The sequence below is a fragment of the Micromonospora sp. BL1 genome (genome assembly GCF_003667485.1).
Classification (GTDB): Bacteria; Actinomycetota; Actinomycetes; order Mycobacteriales; family Micromonosporaceae; genus Micromonospora; species Micromonospora tulbaghiae.
Window position 1 is genome coordinate 33,053 of record NZ_RCVK01000323.1, and the last position, 14,110, is coordinate 47,162.

At 65.8% G+C, this 14,110-nt stretch carries 10 protein-coding genes; 4 read left to right on the plus strand and 6 right to left on the minus strand.

Going from position 1 to position 14,110, the window contains the following annotated elements:
* Nucleotides 1-94 precede the first annotated feature (94 nt).
* Both EAD96_RS24570 and EAD96_RS31060 read left to right on the plus strand, forming a co-directional pair.
* Nucleotides 95-3,295 (plus strand): tetratricopeptide repeat protein, encoded by a 3,201-nt coding sequence (locus tag EAD96_RS24570; RefSeq protein ID WP_121685940.1) that lies wholly within the window; start codon nucleotides 95-97, stop codon nucleotides 3,293-3,295.
* 128 nt (nucleotides 3,296-3,423) lie between these two features.
* Nucleotides 3,424-3,570, plus strand: coding sequence for a hypothetical protein (locus EAD96_RS31060; RefSeq protein WP_158614822.1), 147 nt, complete (start codon nucleotides 3,424-3,426; stop codon nucleotides 3,568-3,570).
* A 250-nt stretch (nucleotides 3,571-3,820) separates the two neighbouring features.
* Here EAD96_RS31060 and EAD96_RS24575 read toward each other — a convergent pair whose 3' ends face one another.
* The 4 genes from EAD96_RS24575 to EAD96_RS24590 form a co-directional block, all read right to left on the minus strand.
* Nucleotides 3,821-4,519, minus strand: a complete 699-nt coding sequence (locus tag EAD96_RS24575) for a GIY-YIG nuclease family protein (RefSeq protein ID WP_121685941.1) — start codon at nucleotides 4,517-4,519, stop codon at nucleotides 3,821-3,823.
* A gap of 232 nt (nucleotides 4,520-4,751) precedes the next feature.
* Nucleotides 4,752-5,318: a hypothetical protein gene (locus tag EAD96_RS24580; RefSeq protein ID WP_147457929.1), complete on the minus strand. Its 567-nt coding sequence runs from the start codon at nucleotides 5,316-5,318 to the stop codon at nucleotides 4,752-4,754.
* Nucleotides 5,319-5,356: 38 nt separating this feature from the next.
* Complete coding sequence (locus tag EAD96_RS24585; RefSeq protein ID WP_121685943.1) at nucleotides 5,357-7,009, minus strand: helicase-related protein; 1,653 nt, start codon at nucleotides 7,007-7,009, stop codon at nucleotides 5,357-5,359.
* Nucleotides 7,006-9,336, minus strand: coding sequence for an ATP-binding protein (locus EAD96_RS24590; protein WP_121685944.1), 2,331 nt, complete (start codon nucleotides 9,334-9,336; stop codon nucleotides 7,006-7,008). Before EAD96_RS24590 ends, EAD96_RS24585 begins: the two co-directional genes overlap by 4 nt.
* 201 nt (nucleotides 9,337-9,537) lie before the next feature.
* Here EAD96_RS24590 and EAD96_RS24595 point away from each other — a divergent pair, with 201 nt between their 5' ends.
* Nucleotides 9,538-9,795: a hypothetical protein gene (locus EAD96_RS24595; RefSeq protein WP_121685945.1), complete on the plus strand. Its 258-nt coding sequence runs from the start codon at nucleotides 9,538-9,540 to the stop codon at nucleotides 9,793-9,795.
* 830 nt (nucleotides 9,796-10,625) lie between these two features.
* Here the strand turns inward: EAD96_RS24595 and EAD96_RS24600 are convergent.
* Together EAD96_RS24600 and EAD96_RS24605 are read right to left on the minus strand one after the other, a co-directional pair.
* Entirely contained in the window at nucleotides 10,626-11,027 is a 402-nt protein-coding gene (locus EAD96_RS24600; protein WP_121685946.1) for a very short patch repair endonuclease, read from the minus strand.
* 392 nt (nucleotides 11,028-11,419) lie between these two features.
* The gene (locus tag EAD96_RS24605) at nucleotides 11,420-12,724 is read right to left on the minus strand and encodes a DNA cytosine methyltransferase (protein ID WP_233586158.1); all 1,305 of its coding nucleotides are present in this window, start codon (nucleotides 12,722-12,724) and stop codon (nucleotides 11,420-11,422) included.
* Between the two features lie 149 nt (nucleotides 12,725-12,873).
* Between EAD96_RS24605 and EAD96_RS24610 the strand changes: the two genes are divergently transcribed.
* Entirely contained in the window at nucleotides 12,874-13,299 is a 426-nt protein-coding gene (locus tag EAD96_RS24610; RefSeq protein WP_121685948.1) for a DUF4259 domain-containing protein, read from the plus strand.
* The last annotated feature ends 811 nt before the right edge of the window (nucleotides 13,300-14,110 follow it).

Here is a 14,110-nt window from a genome sequence, read left to right on the forward strand (position 1 = left end):
CCAGGCACAACGCCCGGCAGGTCGGGCCGGAAACACCGTTAGATCCACACTCCCAGGGACGGCGCGCGCCCCGGCTCAGGTTCATCATAGTTAGGTGGCATACGAGCTAAGCAGACTCGACGAGCGGCGATTCGAGGAGTTGTGTAGGGCGCTCGCGGTGCGGGTGCTGGGCCCGGCGGTCCAGGCTTTCGGCGCGGGACCGGACGGTGGCCGCGAGGCCACCTTCGACGGCGAGGTGTCGTTTCGGCCTGATTGGTGCGGCTACGGCGTCCTCCAGGCGAAGTGCCGCCGGACCGCTGGCGGTGTCGCCGATGCTCAATGGTTGTGCCAGACCCTCACGAGCGAGCTGGACCAGTGGCTTGATCCGCGACGGCGGCGCGTCACCGACGGCCGGATCCCGCAGTACTTGATTGTTGCCACGAACGTCCGCCTTTCCAGCGTCGCGGGGCGCGGCGGCATCGACCGTGTCACCGACCTACTCAGCGCATACGGGCAGCGCCTCGGCCTCAAGGGCTGGGCCTTGTGGGACGCCAATCAGTTGTCCGCCTACCTGGACGCCTATCCCGAGATCAGCCGACGTTTCGCGGAGTTCCTCACGCCCGGTGATGTCCTGGCTCAGGCCATGGACACCATCAATGATGTCAACGAGGCCCTGCGCGAGCGGTGGAGCGCGGCCGGAGCGCCGAAGCGCCGGGTAGTCGACTGGGAGCCCTTCGACCTGGGCGTGCACCGCTCGATCAGCCCGGCGGAGCAGATCGCGACGACGCTGCCGGACTACGTCGGTCGAAGCCATGACGCGAGCCTTCGCCGCCTGCTGCACCCCATGCCCATTAACGGGGTGTTCGTCGTCCTCGTCGGTGGCTCGTCGACCGGGAAGACGCGCACCGCCTACGAGGCGGTCCTGACGTGCCTGCCGGACTGGGCGCTGGAGTTCCCCACTACCGCGCTCGCCTTGCGGGATCGGCCAGCGAGTCCACCCTCAGTCATCTGGCTCGACGAGGCGCAGCGATATTTCAGCTCCCCGCACGGCGAGGCGGCGGCCGTCGCCCTGATGGAGATACTGCGATCGAACGCGCCTGTGGTCGTGATCGGCACCCTGTGGCCGCAGTACTGGCAACGCTTCACCGCGCAGCCGAACCCGGGCGACGCCGATCCGCACCATGAAGTTCGAACACTGCTGGCCCGAGCCGTCCGCATCGACGTACCGCCGACATTTTTAGCCGCCGATGTCGAACTGGCCCGGTCGCGCTCCGATTCACGCCTCCGCGAGGCCATCGCGACCGCCGGATCCTCGAACCGGATCACCCAAGCACTGGCAGCCGGCCCGGACCTCATCGCCGCTTACCGGGACGCCGATCCGTACGCCCGAGCGCTCATGCTCGCCGCAGCCGATGCCCGCGCCGCCGGTCGCGCCGCCCCGCTGTCGGCGGCCATGCTCGAACACGCGGCGGCAGGTTATCTCGACGAACAGCATCGGGCCCGTACGACGCCCTGGTTCGCCGCGGCTATCGCCTACGTCACCCGGATGGTCAAGGGCGTCATCGCTCCGCTGACGCCGGTGCGGTCTCAGCCCGATCTCGGCGAGCCCGACGGCTACGTGCTCGCCGACTATCTCCTTCAGCACCTGCGTCCTGAGCAACATATGTATCCGCTGCCTCCACAGTTGTGGGCCGTCCTGCTTGCGGATCCAGGTCCGCTTGAGGATCAGCTACGCCTGGCCAGGGAAGCCGAGGATCGCCACCTCTACCGCGACGCGGTAACGCTCTGCGCGTCGCCGGCCAATCAGGGCTCCCCCGGCGCGGCCATGGCCATCGGCGTGCTCCTCAGCCGGCTCGGCCGGCACGACGAGAGCGACCCCTGGGTAAGGCGCGCCGCCGCCCTCGGCCATAAGGGCGCCATCAAGTCGCTCGCACAGCGGTACGTGTGGGACGCGACCTCGGGTCAGGAGGTGCACGAAGACCCCGCCGACGCCGAGCGGCACCTGCGACAGCTCGTCGAAAACCCTAACGATCTCGATGCTCTTGTTCGGCTCGTGTACCTACTCACCGACAGCGGACGCAGCGACGAGGCCCGCAGCTTGTTGACGGGACGCGCAGAACAAGGCAATCCCACCGCGCTCGTCGTACTGGCAAAGGTGCTGTACGACCAAGACCAGCAAGGCGATCTAGAACCCCTGCTGCACCAGCAGACCGCCAAGGGCAGCCCGATCGCCGCGATCCTGCTCGCCGGCCTCATGGATGAACTCGGCCGCGCAGAGGAGAGCCAGACACTACGCTCGACCCTTGTCCAGAGGATCCCCGCGGATGCCCTTCAGCACTGCATCGAACTACTGATCGAGGCCGACCAGTGGCGCGAAGTGGACGACTTGTTGCGACACGCGGCCGAGGAGGGCCATGCCTGGGCCATGCAGCGGCTCGCCGGACTGCTCATCGACGACGGCATCGAACTCGACGATGACCCCGAGCTCTTCGAAGAAGGCGAAAGCTGGCTGCGGCGGGCCGCCGACGCCGGCGACGAGCACGCCAATCTGCTGCTGCCTAACCTGCTGGACCGCTTGGGCAAGACCGAGGATGCGGCGGGTATCCTACAGCAGCGGGCGGCCACCGACGACCAGGAAGTCCTTCTCGATGTTGCCGGCCAACTCATGCACCTCGGGCATCACGACGAGGTGAACGAGGTGCTTGGGCGGTTGACCGCCGCTGGCAAACCCCAGGCGCCGGTTCGGCTCGCGCACGTCCTGCGGCAAGCCGGTCAGCCCGAGCAGGCCGAAGCGCTCCTTCGTCAGACAGCCGCCGACGACCTGCACGCGCTCGTCGTACTGGCCGGCATGCTCGGCGAAACCGGGCGCACTGCTGAGGCGGAACAACTACTGCGCGGCGTGGCGCAACCAACGACAGAAGTGTTGTCGACGCTGGCCGATGTACTCGACATGGACGGACGCCGGACGGAGGCCGAACGGGCGCTTCGCGACGCGTGCCTTGCAGGTGACGACCTCGTCGATCTACAACTCAGCTTGACAGGAACCGAGGCGGACCAATTGCTCCGCTATGGGTTAGAGCCTGATGGGCGAACCGCAGCGCCGTGGCACGCCCCGGAACCGGCCCCAGAGGTGGGCACGGCAGTCGACGACTGTCCACCGTTCGCGGAGTGGTTTGGTCTGCCCTACCCCCGTTTTGCCTATCGGAACTCACAGGCGCCGACGGCCGTTGCTCGCGCGGCGAGCGCGGACGAAGCCTCCAAGCATCAGCCCCAGCCAGCTGGTGACGATGCCCAGCGCACCACCGGCTCTGGCTAGTCAATCGACGAGTGCATCGAGGAACTCGGCCATGCCCGTGCCTGAGCGCCCGGAGGCGAATTCGCTACGGCAATTTGGCCAGGATGAACGCGTCCCGCACAGCGAGTGGGATCGTTAAGGAGACGGTGATGGAGGTGACACCGGAGCTGGTGCTCAAGCGGGTGAGAGCGGCGCATGGCCGGCTCAAGCTAGAGGGCTTGGACGAGGAATCCCTGGCCGCGTGGCGACACGCGGCGAAGGTGGCCAAGCTGCGGTTGCTGCGAGCCGGTCGATAGAGATCCACAGCGCGCCAGGCAAGACGACCATCGCCATAGACGCATCGCTCAAGCCGACGGTGCAGGCCGCAGCCGTGATCCCCCGCTCGTCATAGGCCGTGGACTTGCTATCAAGCGGCCATTTTTCAGCGTCCGCTAGCAGCGAGGGCGTGTCGGGCTTCTGGGATGGGTCCATCGCTGACCGGCAACCCAGGCGAAGCCGAGCAGATCGCCGAGAACCTGAGGTGCCGACCCAACGTGGGCTGCCGCACTAGAGCGCAAATGGTATCTGACTGTAGTCCTTGCGTTGTTCGGCCTGTCGGAATAAGAACTCCACCTCCTCATTCATCAGGTCCGTGCAGTACCACAGGGAGTATGTGTCTAGGGCCAGGAGCCGGCGTGCATTCTCCCTTGCGGGCCAAGTCGCATTGAACATCAATTCGTCGGGATCTTCATCGTCTCCAATGAAGCCTAGGTCAATTTTCTTAGTTTCGAAGTCCTGGAGTGTTGGATGAGGTTGGAAGATTTGCTCCAAGTAGACGATGTCCTGGACCACGCTAATGTGTAAGGCCACAAGGTCTCTTCGTAGCCATCTCCGAAGGCGAGACTCCAACTGTGGAAGAATATCGACCTTTTCCTCGTGGGTGGCGTCGATGGGATGCATTTCGGCGGCTTGCTGAAGCGCCACGATTGCATCCTTGAGTGGAATGCGAAAGAATTCCCGGCGGGAATTCACGCGCCACTCTGCGAAGCGCTGGTGCAGGAGTTGCTCAACAGCTCCACAGTCACTCACAAGCTCCTCATAGGCAACCTCGAAGTCTTGTGGAACGCCGGTATGACGCGACAATTGGCGCGCTCGATTTAGCGGATCACCGACCGTCAGGCCTATCTTGACCATCCCGGAGAGGGCCGGGTTGATCAGGATGTAGACGAATCCCGGCCTCGCAGCCGGGTCAGGTATTCTGGCCACTTCAGAGGTATACCTCACTCTGCCGGCCGACGCTGCACCGGCTGGGCTGCGGGGGGCACTGCGTCAGGCCCATGCTCTGCGCAGATGCCGAGATTGCGTTCTGGATATGCGGCCCAGCTACCTCGTTGGCCAGCACTACCGCCCCACCTGCATCAGACCGGCAAAGGCAGCCCAAATCGGGCCGGCAGCGGTGATGCGTCGACGCGGGGGAGCGATAGGCGCGGCCCGCAGCCTAGTCTCGAGGCTTCCGGCTCACCGCGTACGTAATCTGCTGGCAGTTGGCGTCAACGATGGCGCTGAGCGCTTTCACCAACTCCCAGTCGGCGGGCGGCAGGGGCGCGCTGTTGGGTTTGGTGATGACCACGGTGATCGGCTGAAGTGGATCGCGGGCGCGAACTAGGCAGGAGTTCCAGATCAGGCTTTGAAGGGCGGTGAGCGGCCCCCAGATGATGAACATGGACGCGCCGGTGGGGCCGTCGGCGAAGCACCTCATGGGCTTTATCTCGATCGTGTCCGGCCTGGGTGACCACTGGTCTCCGAGCGCGAGACGGACGACGGACGCTGGGCCGGGGTAGGCGCGTTTCGTGAAGGTCGCGATCGTCCCGATGCCCTCGAGCGCGCGTCGATACTCCTTCGCCGGCCCGTCCTTGATCCAGACTCTGATTTGATGCGCCGTCATGAACGGCGCCAGTCTGCCGCCGATCTTCGGGTCCTTCACGAAGCGGTTGTACATATCGGTGGCGGCCGGTGCGGATAGTTCCTCCCAGCGTGCGGCGTCCATCTGGCCGACGATCTCCATGAGGACCTCGGTCCGCACCTGGGGTGGAAGCGCCGCCATCAGATTCCTCCAATGGGTGGGAACTCGAGGCGTACGCTGTCGTCGGCGCCACCCAGATCCCCGACGTCGGCCATCCACTGTTCCAGCAGGTTCCGCACGCGGAGGTCCTCGAAGACGAACTGATTGCGTCCGACCGATACCTGTTCGATCTCGGCCTCGGACACCTGCTCGCGCATGTCGTAGACCTCGGCGAGGCGCCTGATGTCGCTGACGAAGTCGAGAACTTCCACGCGGCTCTTGCCCTTCGATAGGCGTAGGCCTCGCCCGAGTTGCTGCACGAAGATCCGTCGGCTGTGGGTGACCCGGGTGAAGCACAGGATGTTGACATCGGGGACGTCAACACCCTCGTTGAGGATGTCCACGGCTACCAGGATCGGTACCTCGCCGGAGCGGAAGCCCAAGAGCCGCTTGCGTCGTTCTCTGGTCTTCAGGTTCGCGTGCAGCGTCGCCGCCCGCTCCCATCCGGGACGCAACGCGATCAAGTCGCGCATCCGCTCCGCGTGCTCGATCGTCTGGCAGAAGATGATGGCTCGGGGGTTCGGCGTCTGGTCCCAGATTTTCTCGATGTGCCCTTTGACGGCGTCGTCCCGCTCGGGGATGAACAGACGCTTGTTCAGGTCTTTGATGGTGTAGCCGTGCTCGGATGCCTCACGTACGAAGTCCCAGTCGATGTTGTCGGCGAAGACGCTGTACTTGACGTCGGCCAGGTAGCCGAGGTTCATGCCCTGCGAGATGGACACCCGGACGACCGGGTTTCCGAACGTCCGCTCGATGTCGTACTTGTCGCCACGCCACGGCGTTGCGGTCACCCCGAGCCGCTTTGCCTCGGGCAAACGTTCGAGCAGCGAGGCGTAGTTGCCGGTTTCGCCGACGTGGTGGGCCTCGTCCACGATGACGAGGCCGGGCGAATAGCCGGACTCGACGTAGCTGCGGGCCGTCGGAGCGACGCCGAAGGTCACGCCGGGCAAGGCGTGTGGCTTTGAGTTACCGTGGAGGAGCCGCGTGGGAACCTGTTTGGGGATGTCACGCCACATGGCGCGTTCCAGTTGCTCCACAAGATCGATCATGTGTGCGGTGACCAGCACGCGCGCGCCCGGGTTGGCTAGCAGGAAGCGTCTCAGGACTCGACCGGCGACGACGGTCTTGCCGAGGCCGGTGGCCAGGTATACCAGAGCTTGGCCGGCGTCGGTGAGGGCCTCCCATGTGGCCTCCACCGCGCGGTCCTGGTACAGATGCAGGTCGAACGGTTTGACGTTGTCGGGGGCGCGGTCATAAACGGTCGCGAGTCGGCGGCCATCCCATAGGGTGATGTTGATTCCGACGTCACGCAACGCCTGAACGCGCTCATGGGCTTTTCGGGTAAAAGCTCTGTTCGTCACAACCACCGCGCGGTGGATGCCGTAGTGGCGCATCGCCGTGTGGGCCTCGTCCACGGCGTCGTAGTCGACTGACCCCGACTTCTTCCACTTGGCCTGGAAGACCCAGTCCTGCCCCTTGAGGCGAGCGATGATGTCGGCGCCCTTGTCACCTGGGCCGTCGACGTTGACGACCTCAGTGAACGCGATGAGACCAAGCAGTCGTTCGAGCTGCCGCGTGAAGCCCTTCGGCCCCTCGTCGACCAGGAACGCCGGATCGAGAAACGAGTTCGTCATATCGTGACGATCTCGTCGTCGAGGAGATCGGCGGTCAGCAGCAGCCGAGACAGCTCCACCGTCTTACGTATGGGCGCTCCCGCGACCATCCTTCGCAGGTCGGCCAGCAGTGCTGCGATCCGGGAGATCTGGTCCGCCTGGGTGTCCTCGCTAAGGGAGGCGTAGGTGGTCCGGAACAAGGCGGCGTCGAGCACCAGGGCGGGACTGTTGGTCACCAGGTCGTAGACGCCGTCCGCGCTGAGATAGCGCGCGAACTCCCCATTTTCGACCGCGCCGCTCCAGTCGACGTCGGGCGTGATGCTCACCGCGATCGCCTCGGCGGCTCGCCTGGCTTCGGCGGACAGGGCGCTCCAGTAAGCGTGTGGACTCTTCGGCGCGAGATGGGCGAGGCGCTCGCGCATGTTCTCGAGCAGGGCGTCGCCGCGAGCCCGTACAGCGGCGGCGTCAACCCGGCGGTCGGGGAATTGCTCGAGGATCGAGGTCACCAGATTGTCGAAGGATCCCTCGACGGAGTAGACGTTTTTGAGTCGTGGCGCGCAGCAGACCAGGGCGAGGTTCAAGGGTGACCATCCGTACTGGCGGATGAGTGTCGCCTCGGCGTCGACGTAGATCTCGATCTCGCCGGCGACGATCCGAATGGCGGACGGCTGTCTCTGGCCGTCCATGCTCAGTTCGACTCCAGACGTGACGTAAACACGCAGAACGGGCTGCGCGTTGCCGATGCGCACCTCCCGGTCCGTGTCCGGCAAGAGCGTCGCGGCGGATCGCCACCGCGCGAACCGCTCCTCCTCGGTCTCCGGTGTGATCGGTTCCGGCTCATCGGCGGGCTCGTCCCTTTCCCCGCCGAGGTGACCGAGGCCTTCGTCGTCAAGCCAGTCGTCATCGTCCGCCGCCGCCGCTGGCGGCGGCGGACCGGGCGGCGGACCGTTTTTGATCCTTTCGTGCGTCTCGATGGCCTCGTACCACTTCTCATCGGTGAGGTACTCGGGATCGTTGGCGCGGAACTTGCTCGCCCAGCCCTTGGCGGTCTCATGGATCGAGGTGGTGCCGTTACCCGGGACGAGGTAACGAACTCCCGGCTTGTTCTCGCGGTAGGCGTTGAAGAAACGGCTCAACGGAGACGCGTTCTCGCGTCCGACCAGACGCATGGCGATCTGCGGCCGGAGAGGCTCCGGCCCACGGATCTTCTCGACCATGAAACGCCATTCGTGTGATGAGGTATCGAAGTTGTTCTTCCGCACGTTCACCGGCGCGTGGTCGAGATGGATCTCGCCGACGATCCGTCCCATACCGAGCTCCACCGGATACTCCAGCTCAAAGTCACCGTCCGGGGTCTCCCAACTGAACAGGGACTTGTCCTGGTACGTGATCGCCCGGCCGTGGCGCAGGAATGTCAGTCCGAAGTCGGACTTGTCGGCGTACCGCTGGATGCCGAGCCAGCCCCAGATCCGCCGTTCCCGCTCCTCGATGTCGGTACTCTCGCAGTCGACGCACTCCTCGTGGGCCACGCTGTACCAGCGGCCGCAGTTCATGCAGGCGTACGCGTTGGTGAGCGGGATGTTGATTCTGTCGCCGGCATGGACGTCCGAGCCCTTATAGGGCACGGAACGGCTTGGGTCCCAGACGCATGGAAGGTGGGGCGCGACCGGGCGACCGTTGACGTACAGGCGCTGATTGGCCCCACCCATAAGCTCGGCACCCGAGTGGCCAGCCTGTGGGTTCCGCAGCATGTACGTGTACACGCGTCCCAAGAGGCTCATCGTCTCTTTGATCGCGCGTGTGGACTTCAGCCGAGTCACCATGTCTTCGCGAAGTTTGGTGACGGTGACCAGCGTGCCGTGCTCTTCACGCGACTTGTCCTCGTAACGCAACGGGACCTGATAGGTGGACTCGCGCTGCATCGCCCTGAGATCGATCGTCGCGATCACCCACTGATCGTCACCCCGACACCCGGTCCTGACCTCGGTGACGGCTCCGAGACGCGCCGTGGCGATGTTGAATCCCATGCCGAACAGGCCGAGACTGCCAAAGCGCTGCTTGCCTGAAGTGCCGGCGCTAAGCGCCCGCTGCAGCCGCTCGGGCGACATGCCCCGACCGTTGTCGCCCACCGTAATGACCGACGACTTTCCGGCCGCGCCGGAGGTCGGCAGCGTGATGTCGATCCGAGGCTCCAGCGATCGGTCTCGCGTCGAGGCTTCGATCAGCTCGTCCAACGAGTTGTCGATCAACTCTCCGAGGCATTGATGAAGCTGCAGGTCGACCTCGGCGATCATCTCCAATATTCGTGGCGACGGCGTGAGGTTGAGGCTGCTGAGCCGAGCAGTCATCGGTCGCTTATCTCCCGAGTCAACGAGTTGTGGACGCTGCCGGCGATGACTCGCTCGAGAAGCGCGGGGACCGTGTGGGGCGTCCTCTGCCCACGGATCGTGGAACTCGAAGTCTAGATCTAGATGTCAACGCCGCCCCAAACCTTGGCTCTGGCACACATTTGTCAGTCGCGTTGGTCCGTAGTTCGGGTGGGGTGCCGGATGGAGATCATTCCGGCGTTGCTGCCGCATCTGACGGGCCTGCGTTGGAAGCGGTGGTGGTCCGGGGCGAAGATGGCCAACCTCGACGGGAGCCGACGCGACGGCGCTAAGCACGAGGTCGAGGTCGCGGCTCAGCTCCTGTGCGAGCCGGGGCGGGTCGGCGCTGTCTACCGGCTCGTCCTGATGGCCGCGCGTGACGTCGATATCACGCCGGAGGCGTTGCCTGACTTCCTCGGACTGACGATGACAGGGAACTAGTTCTTATCGGCCAGCGCGAGTTGGACGAGGTAGATGTCGCCGCCGCCGTGCGGCCGTCGGCGGCGGCGGGGTGGTTGCGGGAGCGGAGTGCCCTGGAGGAACGGGTGACCGAGCGTCTCCTGGTCGCCGCACTACGGATCGGTCAGCATCGGTTCGCCGGGAGGTGCTCCGCAACCACGCACCGATGCGTGTTCTGCGGGTTGTCAGTCGACCTATCGGGCAGCCGGGCGGCACAGATGCTTGTCGCCCAGCCACATCAAGCCGTGGCGAGTGAGCAACACGCCGAACGGCTCGACGCGCGTAACGGGCTGGCCGCTTGCCCGACCCATGATGTCGACACCGGCCTGATGACCGTCAACGGCGGCCTGCGTATTCACCTCAAGCCCGCGCTCGCGGCAGCGGCCCGGGCCGACCCGGCCACGCGGGCGGCGTTCGGTCGTCCTCCGCTGGCGGAATGGCTTCTGCTGCCCGACGCCGCCTCGCCGCCCCAGGAGAGGTACCTGTGGTGGCACCACCAGCATGCTTCGGTGAGATCATCCCGTCGACCGAGACCTGCCGGGATGTCCCGGCTGGCTCGATGTAAGAGAGGCACCGGACCCTGTTAGGCGAGGATTCTCGCGGTGGGCCGCACGAGCTGAATGTGGCCCCGCCTGGAGAGAAGAATGGGTAAAGATATCCCTGAACATCACCGTCCAGGTGGCGCACGACCGTCGCCGACCTCTGGCCGCAATCCGGCGACCTAATCCTCATCCCAGGCCGGACGACCTGATGTCCTGCCCCGCCGTGTCGGCAGGTACATTCGGTGCCGACCGCAGCGTGTCGCCCGTACCTCAGGCCGGTCGCGCGGCCCGCCGCTCATGCGACGCCCGGCGGACGATCTGACCGATGCGTTCGGCTGCGTTAACGGGGTTCTCATGTTCCCAGGCTCGGACAACAACCCATCCGGCATCGGCAAGCAGTTGGTCCGTTTCCCGGTCTCGGGCGCGGTTCCCGTCGATCTTCTCGCGCCAGAACTGATCATTGGCTCGAGCGGGACGGTAGTGGTCGGGGCATCCGTGCCAGTAGCAGCCGTCCACGAAAACCGCGACACGAGCGGTGGGAAACACGATGTCGGCGGTGCGTCGGAGCGTGGGTAGTGGGCGAGCGTTGACCCGGTATCGCAGGCCCGCCTTGTGGAGCAGCGTACGAATTCGTCGTTCTGGGCCGGTGTCGCGGCTCTTGTTGGCACGCATTACCGCTCTTACCGCCGGGCTCTTGGCCCATGAGGTCTGGGCGGTGTCCGGTGCCGCGAGGAGCCCTCGCGCCCACGCGAGTCGCCATCCCTCGGCGAGATTCTCCGCCCGGCTGGCGTGTTCGACCGGCCCAAGGTAGCGGGCGGGTGAGCGACCACGATCCGACCAACGCAGGTAGGCGCGAATTCGCCGCGTGCGCGGTAGCAGTTTGAGTTCGACGGAGGCTCGTGCCCGGCGTCCATCGCCGAGGTCGACCCACCGACGGTCCGCCCCGCCCGCGGCTCGGTCCTGCTCGGCTGCGGCCGCTCGTCGGTTACGGCCGTTTCGCCCTTTCCACGCCCTCGGCTCCGGTGGCTTCTCCGCCCAGTGCTGTTCGGCCCGTGCCGATGTGGTCACGGCTTGCTCTCGGCCTCGTCAAGGGCTGTGGCGATGGCTCGGGCGAAGAACTCGCCGAGCATGACGGGGACGGCGTTGCCTAGTTGGCGCATCTGCTCACCACGGGGGCCGGCGAGCTTCCAGGTGTCGGGGAAGGTCATGACTCGCGCTGTCTCGCGTACGGTCATGTAGCGGTGGCGGTACGGATAGGCGGCCCCGTCGACCGGTTCGGGTAGTGGGTCGTCGGTCAGGAGCACCGACTCCCCGCCGGGCACCCCATGTACTCCGGCTTTGACAGTCTTGGCTGGTCGATCGAGCTCGTTTGGAGTGTGGCCGGCGTAGATGCGGGCTTCCGGCCAGCCGATGTGGTCGGTGACGCCACCGAGGTGGTACTCGCGTCGGTCGAGTCGGTCCCACGGCACTGGGGGAAGGGAGGATTGGCCGTCGAGTCCTTTGATGGCGTCCCGCAGGGTACGCCATGGAAGGGTGTCGTCGGCCCTGGGTGGTGTGTCGGGCAATCGGGACATGACGCGTCGACGCACATGGGCGGGGACGTCCCGATGCCGCTTCCAGTAGGAGCCGTCCAGCATTGACCGGATCAACGCCGCTTCCGAGTATCGCGGGCGCACGGCCTCCTTGAAGCGGTTGATATCGACACCAAGGTCGGACCTGAACGCCACGATGATGATCCTGTTGCGGACCTGAGGGACACCGTAGTCGGCGGCGTTGACCCTCGTGGTCACGACCTCGTACCGCCGCTTCGGGTCCGTCGGGGCCTCGTCGAGTCGCTTCCGTAGCACCTCGTCGTGCTCGCGCCACGTGGTGTCCTCGTCGCGCTCCTCGAACGGCAGGCGCAACTCCCGCTCGATGTAGTCGAAGTACGGTTTGAAGGACGGACGCAACAAGCCACGCACGTTCTCGCAGATGACTGCCTTCGGCTGGAGCTGGCGGATGGCGCGGAACATCTCCGGGAACATGTTGCGCTTGTCCTCGTCACCCTTGGCGACGCCACCCAGACTGAAGGGCTGGCAGGGCGGCCCTCCGGCGAGCAGGTCAACGCGGTCCCACAAGTAGTCGAAATTGACGTTACGTACGTCTCCCTCGACCAGAGGCCATCGCTCACCAGGAGAGGGGATATGTTCGGTCTCGCCCCGGGGGGTGGCCGCGTTGGCTTTGAGGGTCTCGCACGCGTACTTGACGAGTTCGTTGATCAGAAGGGGACGAAAGCCGGCGCGATGGACGGCCATCGCCAAACCGCCGCCACCCGCGAAGAGCTCTACCGAGGTGCGGTCCATGATTGGCTTTCCTGGCGGCTCGGACACGACAGGAGCATACCGCGGAGTTGTCGATCTTGGGGGTAGGCTCTGGGCGCGTCGCCGCTCGCCCCGACGCTTGTGGACAAGCGGCGACCGATCCCGCAAGTGGTCGACGTTGTGATTTTGGTTTGGTTACGCGGGTCAGAGGAGGTGCGATGGCGGTCTGGCAGCTCGGTCCGTTCGACAACGACGATGCGGTCGAGTGGTGCGGCGCCCTGGAGGCCAGCGCACCCGACCAACGCACCGAGCATCTGCGGCAGGCTCTCGCGGCGGCTGTGGCGAGCGGGTCGAACCTCACAGCGGGCGAGGCCGCTCGCGCGGTCGCCGCTGCCGCGACTGCGCTGCAGTCGCTCACCGGCGCGCCGGCCTCGAACTCGGCCTACGCCCCGTGGTTCCTCGTCGGACGCGGCGACATTCAAGTCAGCTCGTCGCTGCTGGACTTGGCGACGCGGGCACTCGATGTGGTGCTCACCGACGGCTCGGCCTGGCGCCATCGCTGGGCCGGCGACGTCGAAGAGGAAGAGGCCCTCAGCGTCGTCGAGGACCTGCGACGCCGCCTCGCGTCAGCGACGATGCCGTAGAACGGGCTGTCGGCTCCCGCAAGGCTACGGCGGGATCCGACGAGTTTGACGAGCTATTTGGCGCGGCTGGCGGCGGTGCGGGAGAAGGTTGCGTTCCAGTATCAACCAGGCGCTGGTCGTCAGGGGATGGCCTGTGGGGTGTCGGTGTTACGCGACGTGTCGCAGTGATGTGATCGGTCTTCGCCGGGATCCAGGATCAGGCAGTTCGGTAGCCGGGGCCGGCTTGGGTGTCGTGAACCAGCCGATGAAGTCCCTGCTGGGTCGTGCGGGTGGTCTTGGTGCCGCTCCCCGCTGTGCTGGGAGGGGTGCGGGGTTGGCGGGGCGTGTGGCTGTTCGGGCGAGTGTGAGCGCTCGGCGGGCGTTGGATGCCGCGGTGCAGATGCCGGTTTGCCCGGCGCACTGCAGGTTGCGGCAGTTGCCGTCGTGTTCGGGTTGGTGGGCGGCGAGGACGTCGATGGCGAGGCGCCATAGCAGGGGGTCGGTGATGTCGTCGGGTACTGCGGCGAGGCGTCCGGGTCGTTCGCGGTGAGGCTTGGGCATCGGTAGGCCCTTCGTCGGGGGCACCCTCATGGGCTTGCCGGATGCGCGGTGGTCACGGTGTCGCCGCGCGTCGGCTCTGGCGGGAGCCATCCACGCTCACCTCCTGGTGAAGGTCAAGTCGCCCGGGAGGTCGCCGCCGGCTTGGTCAGCTCGGCGGCTTGTGGGTGGTGGGCGTTGTGGAGGTGGTGGTGGCGAGGTCGGCGAGGGCGAGTGGGCCGGGGTGGCCGTGGAGTTGCCAGATTGGTCCGGCGGGGCGGTGGCGGGTGTGGGT

What these genes read in the sequence shown, in the direction of transcription:
- EAD96_RS31060 (WP_158614822.1), top strand. Translation starts at nt 3,424, where the DNA reads ATGGAGGTGACACCGGAGCTGGTGCTCAAGCGGGTGAGAGCGGCGCAT.
- EAD96_RS24595 (WP_121685945.1), top strand. Translation starts at nt 9,538, where the DNA reads ATGGAGATCATTCCGGCGTTGCTGCCGCATCTGACGGGCCTGCGTTGG.
- EAD96_RS24580 (WP_147457929.1), bottom strand. Translation starts at nt 5,318, where the DNA reads ATGGAGATCGTCGGCCAGATGGACGCCGCACGCTGGGAGGAACTATCC.
- EAD96_RS24585 (WP_121685943.1), bottom strand. Translation starts at nt 7,009, where the DNA reads ATGACGAACTCGTTTCTCGATCCGGCGTTCCTGGTCGACGAGGGGCCG.
- EAD96_RS24590 (WP_121685944.1), bottom strand. Translation starts at nt 9,336, where the DNA reads ATGACTGCTCGGCTCAGCAGCCTCAACCTCACGCCGTCGCCACGAATA.
- EAD96_RS24610 (WP_121685948.1), top strand. Translation starts at nt 12,874, where the DNA reads ATGGCGGTCTGGCAGCTCGGTCCGTTCGACAACGACGATGCGGTCGAG.
- EAD96_RS24600 (WP_121685946.1), bottom strand. Translation starts at nt 11,027, where the DNA reads ATGCGTGCCAACAAGAGCCGCGACACCGGCCCAGAACGACGAATTCGT.